The 22,442-nt window shown below is 62.9% G+C and carries 20 protein-coding genes; 7 read left to right on the forward strand and 13 right to left on the reverse strand.

Annotation, left to right across the window (positions count from 1 at the left end):
• Positions 1-139 precede the first annotated feature (139 nt).
• Complete coding sequence (locus OPC11_RS06460) at positions 140-757, reverse strand: molybdenum cofactor guanylyltransferase (protein WP_007978964.1); 618 nt, start codon at positions 755-757, stop codon at positions 140-142.
• Between the two features lie 80 nt (positions 758-837).
• Between OPC11_RS06460 and OPC11_RS06465 the strand changes: the two genes are divergently transcribed.
• Positions 838-2,586, forward strand: a complete 1,749-nt coding sequence (locus tag OPC11_RS06465) for an aldehyde ferredoxin oxidoreductase C-terminal domain-containing protein (RefSeq protein ID WP_264781388.1) — start codon at positions 838-840, stop codon at positions 2,584-2,586.
• A 73-nt stretch (positions 2,587-2,659) separates the two neighbouring features.
• Here OPC11_RS06465 and fdhF read toward each other — a convergent pair whose 3' ends face one another.
• The 3 genes from fdhF to OPC11_RS06480 all read right to left on the reverse strand — a co-directional run bounded on the left by fdhF (position 2,660) and on the right by OPC11_RS06480 (position 8,161).
• Positions 2,660-5,947, reverse strand: coding sequence for a formate dehydrogenase subunit alpha (gene fdhF, locus OPC11_RS06470; protein ID WP_264781389.1), 3,288 nt, complete (start codon positions 5,945-5,947; stop codon positions 2,660-2,662).
• An 81-nt stretch (positions 5,948-6,028) separates the two neighbouring features.
• Positions 6,029-7,582, reverse strand: a complete 1,554-nt coding sequence (locus OPC11_RS06475) for an NADH-ubiquinone oxidoreductase-F iron-sulfur binding region domain-containing protein (RefSeq protein ID WP_264781390.1) — start codon at positions 7,580-7,582, stop codon at positions 6,029-6,031.
• A gap of 195 nt (positions 7,583-7,777) precedes the next feature.
• Entirely contained in the window at positions 7,778-8,161 is a 384-nt protein-coding gene (locus OPC11_RS06480; RefSeq protein WP_264781391.1) for a PaaI family thioesterase, read from the reverse strand.
• Positions 8,162-8,215: 54 nt separating this feature from the next.
• Between OPC11_RS06480 and OPC11_RS06485 the strand changes: the two genes are divergently transcribed.
• The 3 genes from OPC11_RS06485 (at position 8,216) to OPC11_RS06495 (ending at position 10,383) form a co-directional block, all read left to right on the forward strand.
• Positions 8,216-8,980, forward strand: a complete 765-nt coding sequence (locus OPC11_RS06485; RefSeq protein WP_007978971.1) for an enoyl-CoA hydratase-related protein — start codon at positions 8,216-8,218, stop codon at positions 8,978-8,980.
• Positions 8,981-9,321: 341 nt separating this feature from the next.
• Positions 9,322-9,990 carry a hypothetical protein gene (locus OPC11_RS06490; RefSeq protein WP_007978973.1) on the forward strand — a complete coding sequence of 223 codons (669 nt, stop codon included), beginning with the start codon at positions 9,322-9,324 and terminating at the stop codon, positions 9,988-9,990.
• 108 nt (positions 9,991-10,098) lie between these two features.
• Positions 10,099-10,383, forward strand: coding sequence for a hypothetical protein (locus OPC11_RS06495; protein ID WP_007978974.1), 285 nt, complete (start codon positions 10,099-10,101; stop codon positions 10,381-10,383).
• A gap of 150 nt (positions 10,384-10,533) precedes the next feature.
• On the opposite strand, the gene OPC11_RS06500 is transcribed toward OPC11_RS06495, so the two are convergent.
• The 5 genes from OPC11_RS06500 to OPC11_RS06520 form a co-directional block, all read right to left on the reverse strand.
• Positions 10,534-11,895, reverse strand: a complete 1,362-nt coding sequence (locus OPC11_RS06500; protein ID WP_264781392.1) for a dihydrolipoyl dehydrogenase — start codon at positions 11,893-11,895, stop codon at positions 10,534-10,536.
• 55 nt (positions 11,896-11,950) lie between these two features.
• Positions 11,951-12,376 carry a hypothetical protein gene (locus tag OPC11_RS06505; protein WP_264781393.1) on the reverse strand — a complete coding sequence of 142 codons (426 nt, stop codon included), beginning with the start codon at positions 12,374-12,376 and terminating at the stop codon, positions 11,951-11,953.
• The gene (locus tag OPC11_RS06510; RefSeq protein ID WP_264781394.1) at positions 12,373-13,401 is read right to left on the reverse strand and encodes a hypothetical protein; all 1,029 of its coding nucleotides are present in this window, start codon (positions 13,399-13,401) and stop codon (positions 12,373-12,375) included. The genes OPC11_RS06505 and OPC11_RS06510 overlap by 4 nt, the downstream gene beginning before the upstream one ends.
• Positions 13,394-13,609, reverse strand: coding sequence for a DUF4177 domain-containing protein (locus OPC11_RS06515; protein WP_007978981.1), 216 nt, complete (start codon positions 13,607-13,609; stop codon positions 13,394-13,396). Before OPC11_RS06515 ends, OPC11_RS06510 begins: the two co-directional genes overlap by 8 nt.
• 70 nt (positions 13,610-13,679) lie before the next feature.
• Positions 13,680-14,555, reverse strand: a complete 876-nt coding sequence (locus OPC11_RS06520; RefSeq protein ID WP_007978982.1) for an amidohydrolase family protein — start codon at positions 14,553-14,555, stop codon at positions 13,680-13,682.
• A 157-nt stretch (positions 14,556-14,712) separates the two neighbouring features.
• Here OPC11_RS06520 and OPC11_RS06525 point away from each other — a divergent pair, with 157 nt between their 5' ends.
• Positions 14,713-16,161 (forward strand): hypothetical protein, encoded by a 1,449-nt coding sequence (locus tag OPC11_RS06525; RefSeq protein ID WP_264781395.1) that lies wholly within the window; start codon positions 14,713-14,715, stop codon positions 16,159-16,161.
• A 30-nt stretch (positions 16,162-16,191) separates the two neighbouring features.
• Here the strand turns inward: OPC11_RS06525 and OPC11_RS06530 are convergent, their stop codons facing one another.
• The 3 genes from OPC11_RS06530 to OPC11_RS06540 all read right to left on the reverse strand — a co-directional run bounded on the left by OPC11_RS06530 (position 16,192) and on the right by OPC11_RS06540 (position 19,375).
• On the reverse strand, positions 16,192-17,388 hold the full coding sequence (locus OPC11_RS06530) for an SLC13 family permease (protein WP_264781396.1): 1,197 nt from the start codon (positions 17,386-17,388) through the stop codon (positions 16,192-16,194).
• Positions 17,389-17,453: 65 nt separating this feature from the next.
• Positions 17,454-18,794: a hypothetical protein gene (locus tag OPC11_RS06535; protein WP_264781397.1), complete on the reverse strand. Its 1,341-nt coding sequence runs from the start codon at positions 18,792-18,794 to the stop codon at positions 17,454-17,456.
• Positions 18,795-18,913: 119 nt separating this feature from the next.
• On the reverse strand, positions 18,914-19,375 hold the full coding sequence (locus OPC11_RS06540; RefSeq protein WP_007978987.1) for a MaoC/PaaZ C-terminal domain-containing protein: 462 nt from the start codon (positions 19,373-19,375) through the stop codon (positions 18,914-18,916).
• A 51-nt stretch (positions 19,376-19,426) separates the two neighbouring features.
• Between OPC11_RS06540 and OPC11_RS06545 the strand changes: the two genes are divergently transcribed.
• Together OPC11_RS06545 and OPC11_RS06550 are read left to right on the forward strand one after the other, a co-directional pair.
• Entirely contained in the window at positions 19,427-19,921 is a 495-nt protein-coding gene (locus tag OPC11_RS06545; protein ID WP_264781398.1) for a hotdog fold thioesterase, read from the forward strand.
• A 282-nt stretch (positions 19,922-20,203) separates the two neighbouring features.
• Positions 20,204-21,109, forward strand: coding sequence for a universal stress protein (locus OPC11_RS06550; protein WP_264781399.1), 906 nt, complete (start codon positions 20,204-20,206; stop codon positions 21,107-21,109).
• 24 nt (positions 21,110-21,133) lie between these two features.
• On the opposite strand, the gene paaK is transcribed toward OPC11_RS06550, so the two are convergent.
• Positions 21,134-22,420: a phenylacetate--CoA ligase PaaK gene (gene paaK / locus OPC11_RS06555; RefSeq protein WP_264781400.1), complete on the reverse strand. Its 1,287-nt coding sequence runs from the start codon at positions 22,418-22,420 to the stop codon at positions 21,134-21,136.
• Positions 22,421-22,442 lie beyond the last annotated feature (22 nt).

A 22,442-nucleotide genomic window follows, 5' to 3' on the forward strand; every position in this document is an offset into this window, starting at 1 on the left:
GAGTGGGTCGGGGTGCAGGAAACCCGTATGGCGAACAGACGGCACGGCCGGACGTGAAGCGGTGTGCCGTACTCCCGCGGGTCGCTTCACGGCGCTTTGTGGCGGATGGCGAGTGTGGCCGCGTGCTCGGATATAAACCTCAGGTTCCTTCGAGTTGGGTTTCGGCGCGTTCGAACTCCTCGCGCGTGTTGACGTTCTCGAAGGAGTCGAGCGAGCCGTGTTCCCGGAGTTCGTCCTCCTCGACCACGACGTATTCGAGGTCGAACAGCGGTTCGACGATTCGTCGCTCGCCGCGGGCGAGGGCGGCGGCGCACGCCTCGACCATGGGTTCCGGTCGGTACACGGCGTGCGTGGGTTGGAACCATCCGTCGCCGAGTCGAGGGACGGCGGCGTCGTAGCCGTCCACTCGATTCAACAGGAACGAGACGATTGCCGGGTCCACGAAGGGCATGTCACAGGCGACGACGACGGCGTAGTGGTGGTCGCACGCCGCGAGTCCGGTACGGATTCCGGCCATCGGTCCGGTGTCGGGGTCGGTGTCGATGGCAAAGCGAACGGGGAGCGGATAGTCGCTCATGGCGTCGTCGATCGTCGCGCGTTGGTCTTCCCGACAGTTGACGACGAGTTCGTCGACGACATCGACGAGTTGGTCGGCGACGCGGCGAATCATCGGCACTCCCGCGAGCGGAGCGACCGCTTTGTCCGATTTCCCGAATCGAGTCGAGCGACCTCCGGCGATGACGACACCTGCGGGCATATGGTTTTTCGTACGTGGCGGGTGAGTAAGTTTCTGTGGCCGAGGGGATTTTCCCCATGCAATTCCTCGGTTCGAAACGAATGGCGTCTCCATCGACCGCTCGGCTTCTTCGAATCGACCTCTCGTCTCGCAGAGCCGAAAGCGAACCGGTCCCCGCGTCGTGGTCGCGGCGGTTCGTCGGCGGAAAGGGACTTGCGGCGCGATATCTCTACGACGAATTGGATGCGGGTATCGACCCGCTCGGACCCGAGAACGCCCTGCTGTTCATGCCCGGACCGTTGACGGGCACCGTCCCCGGCGAGTCGCGCTACGCGGTGGTTACGAAATCGCCGCTCACCGGAACGTTTCTGGATTCGTACTCCGGCGGGTCGTTTCCCGACCACCTCGCCGCCGCGCTGGGAAACCACGTCGGCGTGCTGTTCACGGGCGCGTCCGCCGACCCCGTTTCCGTGCGAATCGAGGACGGGGACGCGACGGTCGAACCGACCGACGAGCTGTGGGGTTCGACGGTCGAGGAAACGTGTGACGCGTTCGAGCGACCGACGGCCTGCATCGGTCCCGCGGGGGAAAGGGAGGTTCGATACGCGACCGTCGCGTCCGACGGCGGGGACCACCACGCGGGTCGCGGCGGTACCGGTGCCGTCATGGGGTCGAAGGGTATGAAAGCCGTCGTCGCGGTCGGCGAAGCGGGGCGTGGCGAGGCGGAGTCGAACTACGGGAGCACCGACATCGGCCGGTGGCAGGCGTCGAGCGAAACGCTCGAAACGGTCGATTTCGCCAACGAGGTCGGCGTCCTCCCGACGAGGGGGTGGCAGGAAGGGTCCTTCGAGGGCGCGGACGACATCGGCATCGAGAGCGCGCGCGAACGGGCCGTCGCGCGGGAGAACCCGGACGACGAGGTGGCCGGTGGGTTTCGCGTCGAGAGTAGCGAGGGCGAAACGGTGCCGCGTGGCGCAACCGCCATCTCGCTCGGGTCCGGGTTGGGCATCGACGATTTCGACGCGGTAGCGGTACTCGGCGCGGCGTGCGACGACCTCGGTCTCGACCTCATCAGCGCGGGCAACGCCGTCGCGTGGACAATTCGCGCGGCGACGGAGGGCGTCCTTTCGCACGACATCGAGTTCGGCGACGACGAGGCGGCGCGCGACCTCTTGGAGGAAGTCGCGTATCGCTCGTCCGAACTCGGCGACGTGCTCGCGGATGGAGTAGACGCGGCGGCGGCGCGGTACGGCGGTGAAACACTCGTTCCGACGGTGAAGGCGATGGATTTGCCGACCTACGACCCCCGCGGCGCTCCCGCGATGGCGCTCGCGTACGCCACCAGCGACCGCGGAGCCTGCCACCGCCGGGCGCGTCCCGTCCTCGAAGAGGTGTTCGCGGCCGGGTCGTGGACCGACGAGCGCCGCGCGGAAGCGGTCATCGAGGAGCAGGACTTGCGGTCGCTCCTCTGGAGCCTCGTCGTGGACGATTTCGCTGGCGAAGCGCTGTGGAACGAGGCTGGGGCCGAGTGGTTGCACGAGTCGGGAATCGGTCTGTCGGCGGACGAACTTCGGCGGGTCGGCGAGCGGGTCTGGACGCTGACTCGACTGTTCAACGTCCGCGAAGGGTTCGACCGGGAGGACGACGCGCTCCCGGCGATGCTCGCAGAACCGTTGCGAGGCGGCCCGAACGACGGGGCGCGACTCGACCCCGAGGAGTTCGAGCGATTGCTGTCGGTCTACTACGAAAAACGCGGCTGGGACGAAACGGGGCGGCCCACCCGCTCGCTACTCTCCCGGTTGGGACTCGATTCGGTCGTGGACGACGAAACCCCCGTCGGGAAGGAGTAGGTCCGTTTTTGCGCTCGGTGGTCGTTTCCGGTGGTCGTTTCCGGTGGTCGTTTCCGGTGGTGTGTCCCTCGATTCAGTCGTCGCCCGTCGTCTGCTCTCCGGGCCTTCCTTCGAGCGTTCCCGTCGGCGGTTCGACGGGGAGGGGGTCCTCGTCGGTGTCCAGGCCGAGCGGTTCGATTCGAACGCTCGTCACCTTGTACTCGGGGATGTAGGACGTCGGGTCGAGCGCGTGCTGGGTGAGTTCGTTGATGGCTCCGTGCGCGAAGTGCATCGGGATGAAGACGACGCCGGGGTCCGAGGTTTCCTCCACGTTGGCCTTCGTCACGATGTCCCCGCGTCGGGACGTGACGCGGACGTACTCGCCGTCCTTCACGCCGAGTCGGTCGGCCATCTCCGGGTGGATGGTGACGAAACTCTCGGGCACGTGGTCCATCAGCACCTCGACGCGGCGGGTCATGGTGCCGGTGTGCCAGTGGTAGAGCACCCGGCCGGACGTGAGCATCAACGGATACTCCTCGTCCGGGAGTTCGACCGGGCCGCCGTAGTCCGCCGGGACGAACCGGGCCTTGCCGTCGTCGAAGTTGAACTCGTCCTCGTACAGGAACGGCGTTCCGGGGTCGTCCTCGTCCTCACAGGGCCACTGAAGTCCTTCCGGCGTGGATTCGAGACGGTCGTAAGTGACGCCGCCGTAAATCGGCACGAGGTCGTTGATTTCGTCCATCACGTCCGCCGGGCCGTCGTAGTCCCAGTCGAAGCCGAACCGACCGGCGAGGTCCGCGAGGATGTCCGAATCGGTTCGCGCCTCTCCCGGCGGTTCGACGGCGGGGCGGACGCGCTGGACGCGCCGTTCCGTGTTCGTGAACGTGCCGGACTTCTCGGCGTTCGACGCCGCGGGGAGCACCACGTCGGCGAACTCGGCCGTCTCGGTGAGGAAGATGTCCTGTACGACGAGGAAGTCGAGTTCCTCGATTGCGTTCTCGGCCTCGCGGATGTCGGGTTCCGAGAGCACGGGGTTCTCGCCCATGATGAACATGCCCTTGATGTGGCCTTCCGTGATGGCCTCGTACTGTTCGGGCAATCGGAGACCGATTTCGTCCGGCGGTCTGACGCCCCACGCGTCCTCGAACTTGTCGAGCACGTCGTCGTCCGAGAGGTCCTGATAGCCCGGCAGGGTGTGTGGTGCCGGACCCATGTCGCCGCCGCCGCCCTGCACGTTGTTCTGGCCGCGGAACGGAGACACACCGGCGCGCGGTTTCCCGAGGTTGCCCGTCACCAGCGCGAGGTTCGTCAACGCGATGACGTTCCGCGTTCCGTGTGCGTGCTGGGTCATCCCCATCGCCCAGCCGAAGATGCAGGTGTCGGCCTCGGCGATGGTTTCGGCCGCGTTCGTGAGTTCCTCCGGGGGAACGCCCGCGAGTTCTTCGACCTTCTCGGGAGTGAACGGCTGGACCTTCTCCTTCAGTTCGTCGAAGTGCTTGGTGCGCTCCTCGATGAACGCCTCGTCGTGGAGGTCGTTCTCGATAATGTATCGCACCATGCCGTTTATCCACGCGATGTCCTCGCCGGGTTTGGTCTGCGTGTACTGGGTCGCGTGCTCGGCCAGACCGATTTTGCGGGGGTCGAAGACGAACAGGTCCGCGCCGTCATCGACGTTCTGCTTGATTCGCGTCGCCAGCACGGGATGGCTCCCCGTGGTGTTCGACCCGGTGATGAGATAGCAATCGGTCTTCCCGATGTCCTCGTTGATGCGGTTCGACATCGCGCCGTAGCCGAGCGTCTGCTGGAGTCCGGCCACGGTCGATGAGTGACAGAGCCGGGCGCAGTTGTCCACGTGCTTCGTGTGCAACACCTGGCGGGCGAACTTCTGGGCGAGGAAGTTCTCCTCGTTCGTACACTTCGAGGAGGAGGTGACGGCGATGGCGTCGTCGCCGGTCTCCTCGCGTATCTTCGACAACCCTTCGTACACCTTGTCGAGGGCTTCCTCCCACGTCGCCTCGCGGAACTCGTCGCCTTCGCGGATGAGCGGCGTGGTCAGGCGGTTCGGGCTGTTCACGAAGTCGTAACCGAACTTGCCCTTCACGCAGGTCGAGAAGTCGTTCGCGGGCGTCGCGTCCTCGTCCGCCGGTCGGACGCCGAGCACTTCGCCGTCCTTGCCGTACAGGTCGAACCGACAGCCGACGGCGCAGTAGTTACAGGTCGTTTCGGCTTTCGTCACGCCGGAGAGGCGCGGGCCGCTGACGAGTTCGGCGACGTCGAACATATGCCCGATGTTCAGCGTCTCGGAGGCGGATTTCTCGGCGACGTGTTCGGCCTCTTCGAGCAATTCGTCCTTCACGCGCTCGCCGGTTTCCCGTGCTTTCCCCTTCGCCTTCGCCATGAACCGCGCGACGCCGGAGAGTTCTTCCTCGTCGCGTTCGCCGGGTACGTTCCGGTTCGGCGCGGTGGACGTATCGGACGTTTCGGCGTGGTCCACCTCGATGGTCTTCCCGATGGAGTTCTTCTGGTTGAATCCGGGGAGCGGGATGGTCGCCGAGTCGGTCAGGCCCTGTTCGACCAGCGAACCCGTCGGGCAGACGGTTGCACAGTGGCCACAGGAGACGCACGTCGAATCGCTCATCGTCTCGGCGTCGCTCTGGAAGCCGATTCGGGTGTCCTGTCCTTGACCCTCGATTCGGAGGACGCCTTCGACCTGCACGTCGTTGCAGGCCTCGACACAGCGATTACAGAGGATGCACTTGTTCCGGTCTATCTGGATGGCGGCCGACGTGTCGTCGATGGGTTCGTACTCGTCGCGGTCCTCGAACACGCCGTAGCGGGGCTCCTCGACGCCGTTCTCGATGGAGGTGTCCTGTAGCTCACAGCGGCCGTTCTGCCCGCACGTGGTGCACCTGAGGTTGTGATTCGAGAGCACCAAATCGAGGTTGACGTCGCGGGCGTTCGCCGCGTCCTCGGCGTCGGTTCGCACCGTCAGGCCGTCCTCCGCGGGGAAGCTACAGGACGGGACGACGCCGTGTTCGTCCGTCTCCACCATGCACGTCCGACATTCCGAACGCGGTCCGATGTTGTCGCCCTGCTCGGTGTCCCGGTCGTAGTAACAGAGCGCCGGGACGTGTCCGTCCGTCTCAACCGCGTCGGTGGCGTCGATGAGCGTCGAACCCGGCGGCACGGCTATCGGGTGGCCGTCCACCGTCACGTGATTCATTCCATCGCCGTCCGCACCGAGGTCGGGGTCGTTCGCCGTCCCCGTGACGAAATCCTCGGTCAGCGGCGTGCTCGGTCGCGGGTCTTCGATGTCCGGCACACCGGGTTTGGGTGCGGCCGGAGCGGTGTCTTCGATTCCTGATTGCTCGTCTGAACTCATTTTGTGATGTCGCCTCTCGTCATCCGCGCTGCGTTTGTAACGCACGTGTCGCTCTCACGGTTGCACATGTTGCTCTCACGGTTACTGTACTTCCTCGCACGCGCCGCTCGGACAACGGCCCTCGGCGTGTGCGTGAAACTCGGGTTCGAATTCGTCCATCGCGGTCGTTACGGGCCGCGACGCCGACCGTCCGAAATAGCAGATGCTCGTCTCGCGCATCGTCCGGGCGAGTTCGCGGAGCATGTCGTCCTTGAACTCGCCGGAGTAGATATCTCGAAGCAGGTTCGTCAACTGCTTCGAGCCTTCGCGGCAGGGAACGCAGCGCCCGCAGTTTTCCTCCTCGGCGAACCGCGCCCGCGTTCCGGCGGTCGCCACGGCACACCGCGACTGGTCGAAGAGTTCGACCACGCCGTCGGTTCCGAGGCGTGCGCCGGTCAGCGCCGGGGCGCTCGGCGTGTGGTCGAGCGAGCGCGTGACGCCGCCGAACTGCCCGCCGACGCACGCCATCTTGAACTCGCTATCGACCGAGACCGCCTCCAGCACCGTTTCGAGACTGCCGCCGGTCGGCAGTTCGAGGGTCGCGGGGGCGGTCACGTCGCCCGTCACGGTCAGGAGTCGCGTGCCGGGGTCGGCGTCGTCCGGGTCGAACGCGTCCGGGTCGCGCAGGATTCGTCGAACCTGTGCGAACGTGCGCGGCGTGTGGACGATTGTCGGCCGACCGTACAACCCGTGCTCGCCGGGGGACGGCGGGCGGAGGCGGGCCTCCAACCGGTCGTTACCCTCCAGTGCTTCGAGGGCCATCGTCGGCTCCGCCGCGATGTACATGTCCGGGGCGGCGAAGGTGCGAATCGTCACGCCCTCGGCGGCGTCGGTGTCGTTAAACGCGGTCATCGCCTCCCGAACCCGTTCACGGGTTCCGAGGGCGGATTCCGGGCAGTAGACGACGATATCCTCCGCACCGATGGCCGAGGCGACCGCCGTCGCGCCGTCGAGCACCGCTACGGGGTCGGCCTCCAACAGCGTCCGGTCGGTGGCATTCCTATCGTCGGTTTCCCCGGCGTTCACGACGACGACCGGGTCGCCGTCGGTTTCGCGGGCCGTCCGCCACTCCTCGGCGACCGGTTCGTCCATCCGCGCATCGCCCCGTCCACGGCCGAGCAAGCCGACGGTTTCGACCTGTGAGATAACTGCTTCCGGGGCTGCACCGGCCTCCGCCGCGACGAACTCCTCGTATCCCGCCGTGGTCGTCGGGTCCACCCAGCCGCACCGTTCGAGGACGTCCCGGCGACCGACCGACAGCGGCCCGTCGTCCGGCACCGGGAAGGTCGCTTGCTCCTCGCCGTGGCTCACGACCGCGTGTGCGCCCTCCTCGACGACGGTGCCATCCTCCAGCGATTCGACGAGGGTTCGGGCTCGCTCGGGGGTGCAGTTCGCGTGAAGCGCGGTGGTTCCGTCGGCCGTGGTCGCCACGAGCGGCGTTAGCTCCTCGATTCCGACCGGGCCGACGTTCGCAACCGCCGCCGTTTCCGCCGCGTCGCGTGCACTGTCGAGCACCGCTTCCGCGTCCTCGCGCCCCGCCCCAGCCGAAACGCGAAAAATCGGTGCATCGAGTGCGGGCGAATCAGAAGTTCCCATTCCCGATGTACTATTACAGCCAGCCGATAAAAGATTATGACCGGCAGGCCGACACGACGGTGAAAACGAACGCGACGGCCCCGTTAGAACGGCGGTTCGAGTTGTGTGCGTGACCGCTTTCGTCGGCGGAGCGCGAGTGAGACGGTCACGATTGCGAGCAGGATGACGAGGAGAGAGCGGCATCGCTTCATCGTGTCACCCCGTCTTGTAGACGCCGCGCGCATCCGCGACGTGTTCGTCGTCCTCGTCGTAGACGCTCACGTCGACGGTTCCCACGTCGCTCCCGTTCCGCACTACGTCGGCCTCGGCGTAGAGATCGCCCGTACCAGCGCTCAGATAGTCGATTCGCATGTCGATGGTCGGCACCGGCTGGTCGTTGAGGGAGACGAGCGCAGCGCCGCCGACGGTATCCGCGAGGGTGAACGTGACGCCGCCGTGGGCCATGAGTCGGTCCTGATTCCACGACAGTTCCTCGCGTATTTCGAGTCGCCCCTCGGCGTGTCCGTCCGCCGCTTCCGTCACCTCGACGCCGAGCAGGTCCGCGAACGGCATGCCTTCGAAGAACGCTTCGATGTCCATACCACGACTGGACGCGGGGAGTAATTAAATGTACGTGGGGAGACCCTCTCAGGTATGCACGTTTCCGACGACGACGGAATCAGGACCATCACGTTCGACCGCCCGGAGGTTCGGAACGCCTTCACGCCCGACGCGGCGGGCGAACTCGCCGAAATCCTCGCCGAAAGCGACCCGAAAGAACAGGACGCCATCGTGCTGACCGGCGAAGGGAAAGCGTTCAGCGCGGGCGGCGACATCGAGTCGATGGCCGAACGCGAGGAGAACGTCCGGGAAGCCTACGAGCGCGTTCGTGACACTCTCTCCCGCGTGGTCCACGAGGTGCTGACCGCGCCAGTGCCGGTCGTAGCGAAGGTCAACGGCGACGCGGTAGGTGCGGGGATGGCGCTCGTCACGGCCGCCGACTTCGCCTACGCGACGGAATCGGCGCGGTTCGCGGCGTCGTTCATCAACGTCGGCCTCATTCCCGACATGGGCGGAACCTTCCTCCTCCCGCGACTCGTCGGGCTTCGAAAGGCGAAGGAACTCGCCTTCACCGGCGAACTCATCTCGGCCGAAGAGGCGGCCGAACTGGACGTGGTGAACGAAGTCGTCCCGGACGAACAGCTCGATATCCGGGTCACGGAGCTGACGGACACGCTGGCGGACCAGCCGACCCACACCATCGCGCTGGGCAAGCAGGCCCTCCACGAGAATCTGGGCAAGGACTGGCGCGAAGCGCTGGATTACGAGACGATGGTGCAGTCGCAAGCCTACGACATGCCCGCCCACATCGAGGGCGTCGCGGCGTTTTTGGAAGGTCGGGAACCGGAGTTCGAATAGCGGAGAGCGGTCGAATCGCAGTTCGGTATTCGGAGGATTTTTCGGCGGTTTTTGACAGAGGATTGTTACCTTTGTTCGGTGGGGTCGTCGGTTTTCGAACGGATAAACTGTATCTCGCTCTATCGAATCATCCCGTCCGCGAACGATTCAGCGTCAGGGATTTTCGGAGCGGACGCCATCCGTCGTCGTCATCGTTCGATAACGGCTCGACTGACGGCGCTGACTGACGAATAGCCGCGAGCGACGCCGCCGACGAATACATCCCGACGAGCGACACTTCGACGAATTTCCACCGAGTGATTTAACGGAATGGAGGCCCACGGTACGAAATACGAAAACCGATGGTCCCAGATTTCTTTACCGCTACCGTCGTGGCGCTGGCAGTCGGGGTCGGGCTCGCGTTCACCTACTTCGGCTACTCCTTCGTGACGCAACTCACCTCGCTCGTCGGCGGTCTCGGCGGTGCCCTGTTCGGCAGTTTCGCCGCTCGAACCCTCGCCCCCGCACTCGGCATCGCGTCGCCGAACCTGTTGCTCGTGTCGCTGGTCGGTGCCCTCCTCGGCGGCCTCATCGGGAGTCGGGTGGCCCACTCCGCCCAACGGTTCGCCATCGTCGGGGGGAGCGCCCTCGCCGCTGCCTCGGCGGCGTACGCGTCGTTCGGGTCGGGTGGAGTCGAAACGATTGCCCTCCCGATGCTCGACGGGGCCGCGGACCCGCTCGTCGGGTCGCTGCTCGTCGGCGGCGTCACGGGGATTCTCGTCTGGCGGTTCTACCTGCCGTTCCTGACCGTCGTGACGAGCCTCCTCGGGGCGACCATCCTCCAACAACTCGCGCGCCAGTGGGGGAACGTCCTCCCGGTGTTTCAGGCAGACGTGTGGGCGATGCTCGGGACGAACGAGGTGTTCTGGCTCCTCCTCGTCGGGTCGGGCGTCCTGATCCAGTATCGCCGCCACCGCCGCCTGAAATCCCACGTTCGGTTGCGGCGGCTCTCGCCCGGACGGTCGCGGTGAATCGCCTTTTATTCCCGTCTTAGTACTGTTCGACGATTTTCAGTTCATCGCACTGTCGGACACCACAAAGCTTTCACCAGATGTGATGGAAACTATTTGTGAATCCACATGTCCCCCTGGTTGGTCACCTACACGTTCAGAGATGGGAGCACCGTCCGCCGCACCCTCGATGCTCCGACGATAGACGACGCGTACGAAGCGTCCACCCTCCCGAAGACTATCGGCGACCGCGTTCTCGACGGGATAACCATCGAGGAACGAGCGCAGCGGTCCGACGGCCACCGCACGTCGATACGGTTCGGCGAAGAGGAGCGAGGTACGGAACCCACGCCGCAACCGCGGATGGCGGAGTCCGGCGAGCGCGTGCGGAAAGTCGCGGGAGATACGTCGTAAGCGACCCGTCCACGTGAACCGGCCGCTGAAGATATCATTCGAAACGAACCGGTAGGTCAACCGCCCCAATACGACGAACGACTCGTTTCGAACGCTATCGATTCGGATGTCCCGATTGATCCTCCACTGACATCCACGAGGAACGCGCACCTACTCGACGTCCTCGAACGCTTTCAACACGACCTTGCTCAGCGACGGGTGGATGTGGATCGTCTCGGTCACGTCGCCGACGGTCCCGGACCCGCTCGCCAGCGCGAGAAGGACCTCGTGAATCAGCGTCGAGGCGTCGGTACCGATGATGTGACAGCCGATAACGGCCCCGTCGGGGTCGGCGAGCACCTTGACGAAGCCGTCCCGGTCCTTGAGCGCGTTACCCATCACCGTCTCCCGGTAGGCACATCGACCGACGGCGTACTCCCGCCCCGCATCCGCCAACTCTTGTTCCGTTTTTCCCGTTCCGGCAATCTGCGGTGACGTGAAAATCGCGTGGCCCATGCTCGTATACTCGACCGCCTCTCGTTCCCCGTCGAGGGCGTTTTTCACGACGTACTTCGTCTCGTGGTCGGCGGCGTGTTTGAACTCGTAGGTCCCGATGACGTCACCCTGCGCCCAGACGTGTTCCGCGCTCGTCTCCAGAAACTCGTTCGTCTCGATGTAGCCGCGGTCGTCGAGTTCGATACCCGCTCGTTCCGGGTCGAGACGGTCCGTGTTCGGCCGTCGCCCGGTCGCAACCAGCATCTCGTCGGCCGTGACCGCGACCGGTTCGCCGTCCTCCGCGGTCGCCGTGACGGTCACGCGCCCATTCGATTGAGAGACCGCGGTCGCCTCGTAGCCCGCGTGAACCGTGTGGCGGCGACGGGCGATTTCGGTGAACGTCTCCGCGACGTCGCGGTCCTCGTTCGAGACGAGCACGTCGCTCCGACCGATGATGGTGACGGCCGTCCCCAGCGCCTCGTAGAAGTAGCCGAGTTCCGCGGCGATGTAGCCGCCCCCGACGATGACCAGTCGGTCGGGTTGGCTGTCGAGTCGGAGCGCGTCGGCGCTCGTGAGGTATTCCACGTCCTCGATGCCGTCGATGGGCGGAATCGACGGGCGCGCTCCGGCGGCCACGACGACTTTTTCGCCACGGATGCGCTCGTCGCCGACGTCCAAGGTTCGCTCGCCGACGAACCGCGCGTCGTCGCGGAACAGCGTAACGTTCTCGCGCTCCTCGTCGATTCGTTCCATCCTCCGCGATTTGCCGTCCACCGCTCGGGTCACCTCGTGGACGATGCGGGGAAAATCGATTCGTTCGAGGTCGGCGTCGATGCCGAACTCGCCCGCTCGCCCGACGGTTTCCGCCACGTCCGCCCGGTGTATCAGCGTCTTCGACGGGTTACACCCGCGGTTGACGCACGTTCCGCCGACAGGCCCCCGTTCGACGAGCGCCACGTCCAATCCGCGGTTCGCGGCCGCGAGCACCACTTTGTTTCCGGTTCCCCCGCCGATAACGACGACATCGAACTCCTCCATTCCGTTCACCCGGACTCCGTACGACGAGGAGGGTCAAGAATCCCCGAGGCGTTCCTTAGAGGAGTCGGTCGCCGCCGACCGTCACGGACACCGAATCGACCGTCTTCCCGTCGAAATCGACGGCGGTGAGCGTGGATTTCCCGACGGGAAGGAAGACGCTCTTCGACGTTTGGCCGCCGTAGACGCCCGCCGTGTCGAACTCGCTTCCGCTCGAACTGACGACCACGAGGGTCCGAACGCCGTACTCCGTCGTCGCTGACGGCGTGAAGGTCACGGTCGCACTCACGCGACCGCTGGCCCACGGTTCGCTGACGGAGATCGCTTTGAACACGGTCGAATCCTCGATACCCGTGACGCGGACCGTCGGGCTGAGAGTCAGGCACCCGCTCGTTCCGACGATTCCCGCGGCGGCCGCCGCACCGAGGAACGCTCGACGTGAGCGTCGGTTCTCCCCTTCGTTCGCGTCGTCGTTCCCCGTCATCGCTGTGAATCCCGCAGGATGAGCGGCCCGATGGCGAGGGTTCGTTTGGCGACCGTGGCGATACGGAGGATGTACGAGACGAGGAGCATGAACGGAACCAGCGTGACGCTGAACGCCGCGCCGACGACCAGCAGGATGTCCGAAAATCCGAACGTCGTTCCCGTGAACGTCCCGCTGCCGACGAACGCGAGCATCGAACCCGCCACGAACAGCGCGGGAATCGCGGCGTACAGTATCATCTGCGAGAGGTCGATGAGCGCCCACTGGAAGTAGAGCGTCTTGATGTGTTCGCGTGCGGGGCCGAACATGGACAGCGAGGTCTTTAACCGCTCGAAGAGTCGATACTGGTCGTCCGTGAGGTCGTCCCGATACTCGTCTCGCATCCGTTCGACGTGGAATATCTTCCACGAGTAGTTGAAGTTGAGCGCCGCGAACAGCACGTCGAACGTGCCGAACGTCGCACCGTCGAGTTGCTCTTTGACGGTATCCGCGTTACCGGTGAGGCTGTCGATGAACTCGTCGAGTTCGCCGCGCAGTTCCTCGTTTCCGTCCCGTTCGACGGAGTTCCGAAGTTCGTTCGCTCGTTCCTCGGTCGTGTCGATTATCTCGCTCAGGAACTTCGACGGGTCGGACGGCGTGGTGTGGCCCAGCATCTCGCCGACGAAGTTCCGGAAGTCCATCGCGTCGCTCATCCGTCCGCGCTGGTCGCCGAGCGGACCGTTCTCCTGTGAGATAACCAACTGCGTGATGGTGACGACGAGCGTCGTCGCGGTGATGTTCGCGCCGAGCATGGTCGAGAACATCGTCTCGATGGTGTCCGATTTCGCTATCTCGGACCGCAGGGGTGGGTAGAGGAACGTCCCGGCGATGACGAACGCGACGAAAAAGAGCAGGACTATCGCACCCGTTACGAACAGTCGTCTCGCGCCGAGAACGACCCAAAGCTTTGCTCTGCTCTCGCCCGCCCGCTCGCGCATCGTGTTGGCGGTGCTGATCTGGTCGCCGTTGTCGTCTCGCTCACTCATTCTCGTCGTCGTCATCCCTCCATGCCGGTCGCTTGAAGACGAGATACTTCGTCCCGCCGCCGACGTATTCGATGGTCGTCACCAGCTCCCAGCCGTCTTCGCCGAGGTCGTTCAGGTCGTTTTCGGGGTCGATGGATTCCTTTTTCGTGCTTCCCCGCGGCGGCCTGATGGTGTGGTATTCCCACCGCTCGGTCGCTCGTTTCGCCATGGGTGGTTTTCTTCGGGGGAGGGAAGGAATAGAATTGTGGCCCCGAACTGTCGCGTAGCGGTCCGCGAGACTACAGGTCGAGGAACTCCTCCGCGTTCTCCCAAAGTATCTTCCGCTGGACCTCCTCGGGGAAGTCGAGGTCCTCGAACTGGTCCAACCACTGTCCGGGGCGAATCATCGGGTAGTCCGTCCCGAACATCACTTTGTCCCGCAGGAGCGTCTTCGCGTAGTGGAGCACTTGGTCGTCGATGTACTTCGGAAGCCACCCGGAGAGGTCCATGTAGACGTTGCCCTTCTGCTGGCAGATGGCGAGTTGCTCCTGTTCCCACGGGAACGCGGGATGTGCGAGCAGAATCTGGAGATCCGGGTGCTCGGCGGCCACGTCGTCGATGAGCATCGGGTTTCCGTACTTGATTTTGAGGCCCCTGCCGCCGGGTGCACCCGCGCCGAGCGTCGAGTTACCGCCGTGGAAGACGACGGGGACGCCGAGGTCCTCGATGGTCGAGAACAGTTCCTCGTGTTCGGGAGCGCTCGGGTCGAAGCCCTGAGCTATCTGTTGGAATTTGAACCCGGAGAGGTCGAGGTCGTTGACGACGCGTTCGGCTTCCTCCACGCAATCGTCCTTCAGGGGGTCGACGCTGCCGAAGCCGATGAAGAAGTCGTCGTACTCGTCGCGGACTTCAGCGACGTAATCGTTCGGCACCGGCGGGTTTCCGGTGTTGGTCTCGGCGTCCCAGCCGAGCAGAATCGTCCGACCGATTCCGGCCTCGTGGTACTCCTCGACGAGCGAATCGTAGGTGTCCGTCTCCATCTTCGCGCCGAACTTGTTCGCGGCGTCCTCCATCATTTGCCCGCCCGCGTCCTCCAAGAACTCCTTCGTCGGCTGGTGGGCGTGCGTGTCGATAATCCGCGGTTCGTCCTCCGCCTCGAGTACGTCGAGCGTCATACGCGATAGTTCGCCGGAGAGGTGAAAAAGATGAACGACCCGGAGTCGCCCCGCCATCACACCGCGTCGGCGTACCGTTTCGAACGTTCATGAACGATATTTTTAGTAATTCAACCACGAACTGATTTTATGAATTATACTCGCGTTTCTGCTGAAGATGTCCGAGAATCCAGATACACCGAACGAGCGAACGACACTCGACCGACGGTCGTATCTAAAAATCGCAAGCGGCGCACTGGTTGCGGGAGGAACCATCGCTTCCGTCACCCCGACGACGGCCACGTCGAGCGTGACGAACGGTGACATCGACAGCAACGTCGAGGCGACGACGGCGACTCCGGACGGCTTCCAGTACGACGAGGTGTACGACGTCGTGGACGACCTCGGAATGGACCCGGGTGGGGAGGAACCCATCGACGACATCCTCCGCGAGAATCTCCAGAGCAACACGAAACTGGAGTTCCCGGACGGGACCTACCGCGTCACCGAGTTGGTGTATAACTACGGAAACGGACTCCACGACTTCGGGATGGTCGGCGTCGAGGAGGGGGCGACGATGCTCCTCGACACGCCGGACAGCGCCACGCAAAACCCCGGTGCGATGTGGCTGTCGGTGGGCGGCGCGAGCGATTCGTACAACATCCAGTACGAGGGGCTTCGACACGACGTCACCGACGCCCCGGAAGCGCCGGGGATGCAGATAAACGTGGACGACGGCCTCCTCGTCCGGGACGTGGACCATCACGGCGTCCACGACGGGTCGAAAGGACCGTTCATCTTCGGCGTGCTCACCGACGACGGGTCCGGGTTGGTCGAGGGACTCCGCGCCCCCGACGGCGCGCCGGACGGGAGCGGCGCGGTCGGCGTCTTCGTCCACCAGTACACGAAGGGGGACCTCGAATTCAGGGACTGCCACGTCGGAGGATTCCCGAACAACGGCCTGTACGAGTCGAGCAAGAGCACCGGAACCGTCACCGTCACCGGCGGCGAGTACAGGAATAACAACATCGCGAACGTCCGTCTGGCCGGGTCCGGCGGTACGGTTCGTGACTGCTGTGTCGTCATCGACGACGCGCATTCGTCCTCCTCGTTCCCGACGAACATGCGGGGTATCTGGCTGTTCGCCGACGACGCGACGGTCGAAAACTGCGACGTCAGCCTGACCGCCGACGTAGCGAGCGACGGGGCGATAGTCGCCGCCGGTGCGGGAACGACCACGATTCGAGACACCCGGATTCGAATCGGCACCGACGACACGGCGGCGATGTACGCGGTGAAGCCGAAGTCCACGCCCGCGCCGGTCGTCTGTTCCGGCGTACAGGTGACGGGCGACGCGAACCACACGGGAAGCGGCTATCCCGGCAGCGCGCCGCTCCGCGCCTTCGGCCGCCCGAACTCCGTCTTCGAGTCCTGCTGTGTGAGTCAGACCGGTACCGACCGCGACGGAATCCTGTTGCAGTACTGCGACGGCAGCACGGTTACGGGAAGCGGGTTCGACGTGACCGGGGACGCCGTCGTCCTCGACCACTCGGACGACGTGACCCAACGGTGTAACTCGACCTGCGGGGCGTCCTGTGCCTCCCCGTCGTGCTCGTCGGAGGAGTAAGGCCGCCGACTCGCGGTTTTGGTTCGTTTTTCACAGTCCCGCGTTGAGCATGAGCACCGCTACGGCACTCGTGACGATAGCCACGGGGACGCCCACCGATAGCAACCGCCGGATGGAGATGTCCACCCCGCGGCGGGCGGCCTGCTGAAGCGCGATGAGCGTCGCCGCGCTGGCGATGGGCGTGGCGTTCCCGGCGAGGGTGCTGACCGCCGAGAGGACCAGCCAACCGGATTGAGTCGTGACGCCCGACGAGAGCAGGACGACCGCCGGAACGTTGCTGATGAGGTTCGACAGGACGAACGTCAGTCCGGCGAATCGCCAACTAGCGCCGAATCCGGAAACGAGTCCCATCAGCGACGTCTCCTCCAGACTGCCGACGAGGACGAAGATGCCGACGAACAGGACGATGATGCTCCAGTCCATCCCGTGCAGTATCTCCTCGCCGGGCACTCGACGGAACAACTGGAGCCACGTGATGTGAATAATTCCCATCGACGCGGCGATGATGCCGGGGTCCGAGTCCGGGAAAACGATGAGAAGGGCGAACGTGGCGAGGAGAAAGACGACGCTCGACAGCGCCCACCGCTCGTCGATGTCGGGGACGGGAATCTCCGGGAGCGTCGTCCCGGCGGCCGTAATCGGCACGAGGACGAGCGCCGCGATGAGCAGGCAGACGAGCGCGACCGGCGCGAGGTGCGCGACGAACTCGACAGACGTCAATCCGCTTCGGTTCAGGATGTAGGCGTTCTGCGGGTTGCCGAGCGGCGTCGCCGCGCTGCCGATGTTCGCCCCGAGGACGACGGCGATGAGCGGCGGCACGGGGTCGATGTCCGCGTTGCGAATCACCTGCACGAGGATGGGGGTCAGCAACAGGACCGTCGCGTCGTTGAGCGCGACGGAGCTGAAGACGGCGGCGACGACGAGCGTTCCCACGGTGAGTCGTCTCGCCGTCCCGGTGAAATCCACGAGGTACGACCCCGCCCAGCCGTAAAAGCCGCTCCGCGAGAGCGCCTCGACGTGGGCGAGCATACCGAACAACAGGAGGAGAGTGCTCGTATCGACGCTGGCGAGCGCCTCGTCGGGAGAAATCGCCCCGAGCGCGAGGACGACGACGGCACCCGTCGCGCTCGTCAACGACCGGCTGAGCGGGTAGACGCGAATTTGGTTGAAAAACAGCAGGCCGAAGGTACAGAAGACGACGGCGACGACGAGCGCGTCGGAGACCATGGACTAAATTTCGAAGGGAACGGCATAGAACGTTCGGAGGTAAGAACTATCGTCTGGTATATTCTTCATTTTTTCAATTCATTTAGAGTATCAATCACAGACTCCGCTCGTTGCCGTGCATTTTCCCTCTCTGTCTCAGATTTCGCACCATATTTTAGCAACTGTTGATAGTCTTCTCTGGAGAAGCCACGTTGATAATTCTCGAAATAAAACTCTAGTAAACCGTCCAATAGTAATTTTGTAATCCCATGGTCGCTGGGCGTTACCCTGACATTGGGTTTTTCATGAGCGAACATGTTACGCTTGTCTCTTATATTTTCCATCGCTTCATCAAGTTCAGGTCGCCGCTTTTTTCCTCTAGCCCGATTCAGAGCAAATTCTGCTCTGTCTATTGCTTCTTCTTTCTGCCCTGATTCTACTTGAGCAAGATTCTCCATACCTCTCCAAAATGAGAAAAATGATTGTGAGGTTGACGACTCTGTAATTCCCTCGTGGAAAGCTAGCAATGCATTAACAATGTCTTCGTCTACACCAGCCAAGGATGGTGTTTCTGCCGAGAAGTCTGGAAGTTGGAGAAATTCATAAATTTTTTCACAGTCAACTCGACCAGTGGATACTGCCCCCCTGCGGTATCCGTAGTCCACTGGCTGGTATGTAACATAATCCCCTTCTTTGAATGTGAGATAGAAAAATGGCTCCTGTAATCGTGACCAACGGGCACTTGGTGGACGTGAGCTATTTCTTGATGGCTGTGGAATTCCGGCTGACCACTTATAAATAACAAAATTTAGTTTTGCAACCAAGATTTTGGTTTGATTACTAACAACATGCAGAGAGAAAAGCTCGTCCCGTGCGTCATATTTCGCTTCCCAGAAGGTATAGAACATGCTAAGAGAATCTCTCGCATCAAGATGGTTTGGTGTCTCTTGACAGAATCTTTCTAATGTAGTATCGTCTTTATTCAATGCCTGTTCTTTGTATTCACTTCTCCATTTATCATATGTTATTTTATTGTATTCTACATCCGGTGTAGAAATCGAACTTGGGATGTCGCTGTCTCTGATATTCAGTGGAAAAACAACCGTATAGGTAGTTTTCTCAGCACCAATTGTCTTCTTCAAGAGATTGTCCTTTCTTCTTTTGAACTCATCAACCCAATCCTCTAAGTCATCACTTGGAGTATCTTCTGCGATTTCAAGTATCTCTGATCGCACTGCGGTATGCATAGCTTGCTCACTCATTTTATATTCATATGGAGAAAATCCAAAGTATTCTTGGATAAGATTGGTTATTGAAGAACTAACTTTTCTTCCGGTACCAGACCTAAATTGATAGCCATTATCAAACGGAAAGTTGTGTACACACGAAAATACCTCTGTGAGATATGATTCGAAAGTATCTTCCATTTGTAGATTATTAGAATCGGGACCTTATTCAAGAATTCGATGAAAGTACCGTATTTCGACAGATTAGTCCCATTCCCATTCTCCACTGGAAGGTAGGAGATAAGGGCTATCTTTGGCGTTCAGTCGCGGCGCTTGATGAGGAACTTCATGTCGCCTTCGAAGACGACGGTATCCTCTTGATTGGTCATCGTGGTGTCGATGACGACGAGACCGGAGTCCTCGCGGCTGGAGAGGTCCTTCGTCTCGATGACTTCCATGTCGAGCGAGATGGTGTCGTCCATCTTGACGGGCGCGGGGATGTCCATGTAGTTCATGCCGAGGAACGCGAGGACGGTGCGCTCCAGGAAGCCACAGCGGTAGACGAACCCGGTCGCCAGCGAGAACGTCATCGGGCCGTGTGCGACGCGTTCGCCGAAGTACTCGTCCTCGGCGTAGTGCTTGTTCGTGTGGAGTTCCGTCCAGTCGCCGGTGAAGGCCGAATGCATCACGAAGTCGTACTCGGTGACCGTCCGGCCGACGCTCTCGAACGTCTGGCCTTCCTCGAAGTCCTCGAAGTAGTGTGGTTCGTAGCTGTAAGCCATGTCGAATCCCACTCGGGAAGAATATAAGTAACTACTGTGCGGAACCGACCCATGGCGAATATCCCGGACGAGAGATACGACGAAATCGCGAACGACCCCTTCTGTGCGACCCTCGGAATCGAACTCACGACCCTCGAGTCGGGCGGGGCGCGGACGGAACTCACGGTCCGAGAGGAGTTGCTGAACTTCCACGGGACGCCCCACGGCGGCGTCGTCTACTCGCTCGCGGATGCGGCGTTCGCGGCGGCGTCGAACGCCGACGGCGACACCGCGCTCGCGCTGGAGACGAACATCTCCTACCTCTCGGCCGCGGACGTGGGCGACAGACTCGTCGCGGTCGCCGAGCGCGAGGACGAGACTCGACGCACCGGTACCTATCGGGTGGACGTGGCCGTCGAGGCGAGAGCTGAGAAAGACGAGGCGGAAACCGAAACGGAAGACGGGAGCGGGGGAACGGAAACCGCGAGAGAAGGAAGCGAAGGAACGGAAGAAGCAAGCGACCCCGAGAACGTCGCCATCTTCCGCGGTCGGGTGTACAAACCCTGACAGCCGGACCGACACCGACCGCCGAAGCACCCGACGGCACCCCGAACACTCCCAAACATCCCCGAACACCCGTCGAACTCGGCCTCGATTCGTCCCACTTCGGTCGTGATATTTCGAGCCAATTTTAATTCCATTGGTAGTTACTTCGAGAACTGCACGCGGTAACCACGTTCGAAACGCTCACCGAAAAGAAATGAGAATTTTATCGGCACGAGGGGCTTAAATTCCAAATTTGGCTGGATAATGGTGTGATTTATACCGTTTCAGTAAATGTCGTGAGGTATGAACACGAGTCCCATGCCGTGGGCTCCCTCGCTGCTGTACGCAACGGCCGGTGGGCGATCACCGCGGCAGAACGTCGTCGTCCTGTCCGACGGGGGTGACGCCGAACGGACGGTTTCGTTCGCGGCGGCGCTCGCCGACGCGCGCGGTGGCGAGTTGATACTCGTCAACGCGGCCGTCAGGTCGTCGGGAACGCCGCTCAATCTCGCCGGAGACGTGTTGAGCGAACGGCAGGCGGCGGCCCGGCGGACCCTTCAGACGACCGTCGATTCCGCACTCGACGTTCGAACCCGCGCGGCGGCCCGAGTCGGACGGAACTATCTCACCATCGCACGGACCGCGAGCGAGGAGTTCTCTGCCGGTGTGGTCGTCGTGGACGAATCGGAGTCGATGACGTCAACGGCGTTCGGTCGAAGCGTCTCGACGCGCGTCGGTGGCCACGTCGATTGTGACGTGATCTCCGTCGGCGGAAATCACATCTCGACCGACGTGACCTCGATTCTCGTTCCGGTGGCTGGCGGGCCACACTCCGGGCTGGCCGTCGATATGGCACGATACCTCGCCGAGAAACACGGCGCGTGGCTCGAACTCCTCCACGTCGTCCCGAGTTCCGCGGACGAACGCGCCCACACCGACGCGGAGCGGTACATCGCCGCGGCTAACGAGCGCCTCGGCGACTTCACCGCCGTCGATGAGTGGATTCTCGAAGCGGACGACGCCACCGACGCCATCGTCGACCAGTCTCAGTACTACGACGTGACGGTACTCGGCGCGCCGCAAAAGAACAGGCTTCGGGAGTTCGTCTTCGGGTCCACGACGGCGGACGTTCGTTCCTCGGCGTACAGCACCGTCGTCAGCGTCGAACGCCCGGACGGGCGCGACTCGTTGCTCGGTCCGTGGCTCTGAGTCGAGCGACGCGAAGCGCAGCCCTCAGCGGTGGTCGTACACGCGCTTTACCTTCCCGACCTCGGTCCGTTCGAGGGCACCCGGTTCGACCACTTCCAGCGTGTCGGGTTTGACCTCCAGAATTTCGCGCAAACGCTCCTGAATTCGCTCGCGGAGTTCGTGCGGCGAATCGTCGAAGTCCTCGTGGTATTCGACGGTTATCTCCATCCTGTCGAGTTGGCCGTCCCGCCGCAAGTCGATTCGGTAGTGCGGGGCAACGGCGTCCAGGTCGACCATGACCTCCTCGATTTGGCTCGGGTAGACGTTCACGCCGCGAACGATGAGCAGGTCGTCGGCGCGGCCCGTGACGTTGCCCATTCGAACCATCGTCCGGCCGCAGTCACACCGCCCGTAGTTCAGCGTCGTCATGTCGCCGGTTCGGTAGCGCAGAACGGGCAGGGCTTCCTTGGTCAGACTCGTGATGACGAGTTCCCCCTCCTCGCCCTCGGGGAGCGGTTCGCCCGTCTCCGGGTCCACGACTTCGGGGTAGAAGTGGTCCTCCCAGACGTGGAGGCCGTCCTGTGCGTCCGCACACTCGATGGAGACGCCCGGCCCGATGATTTCCGAGAGGCCGTACACGTCCACCGCGGTCACGTCGAGCGCCTCCTCTATCTCCTCGCGCATCGGGTCGGTGAACGGTTCCGCGCCGATGATGACCGTCGATAGCGGGAGGTCCTTCGGGTCGATGCCGCGCTCTTCCATCGCTTCCGCGAGGTACAGACAGTAGGAGGGCGTACACGAGAGCACGTCGCTCTCCAAGTCTTGGAGCATGTCTATCTGCCGGGCGGTGTTGCCGCCGCCGACGGGGATGACGCACGCGCCGAGTTCCTCCACGCCGTCGTGGAACCCGAGGCCGCCGGTGAACAGTCCGTAGCCGTAGGCGTTCTGAACGACGTGTTCGGGTTCGACGCCCGCGGCGGAGAGCGACCGTGCCATAACCTCGCGCCAGACACCGAGGTCGGAACCGGTGTAGCCGACGATTTTCGGCTTTCCGGTCGTCCCCGACGAGGCGTGAATCCGCTGTAGTTCGGCACGCGGGACCGCAAACATTCCGTCCGGGTAGTTGTCGCGGAAGTCCTCTTTCGTCGTGAAGGGGAGTTTCGATACGTCCTCGACGCTCTCGATGTCGTCCGGCGAGACGCCGGCCTCGTCGAGCGCGTTCCGGTAGTGGGGGACGTTTTCGTAGGCGTGTGCGACCGTTTCTGCGAGTCGGTCGTCCTGAAGCGCACGCAGTTCCTCCCGAGATGCACTCTCGGCATCACTGTATGTCATGCTTATTCATGATTTGAAGGGG

The organism is Haladaptatus sp. T7 (assembly GCF_026008575.1).
GTDB lineage: Archaea > Halobacteriota > Halobacteria > Halobacteriales > Haladaptataceae > Haladaptatus > Haladaptatus paucihalophilus.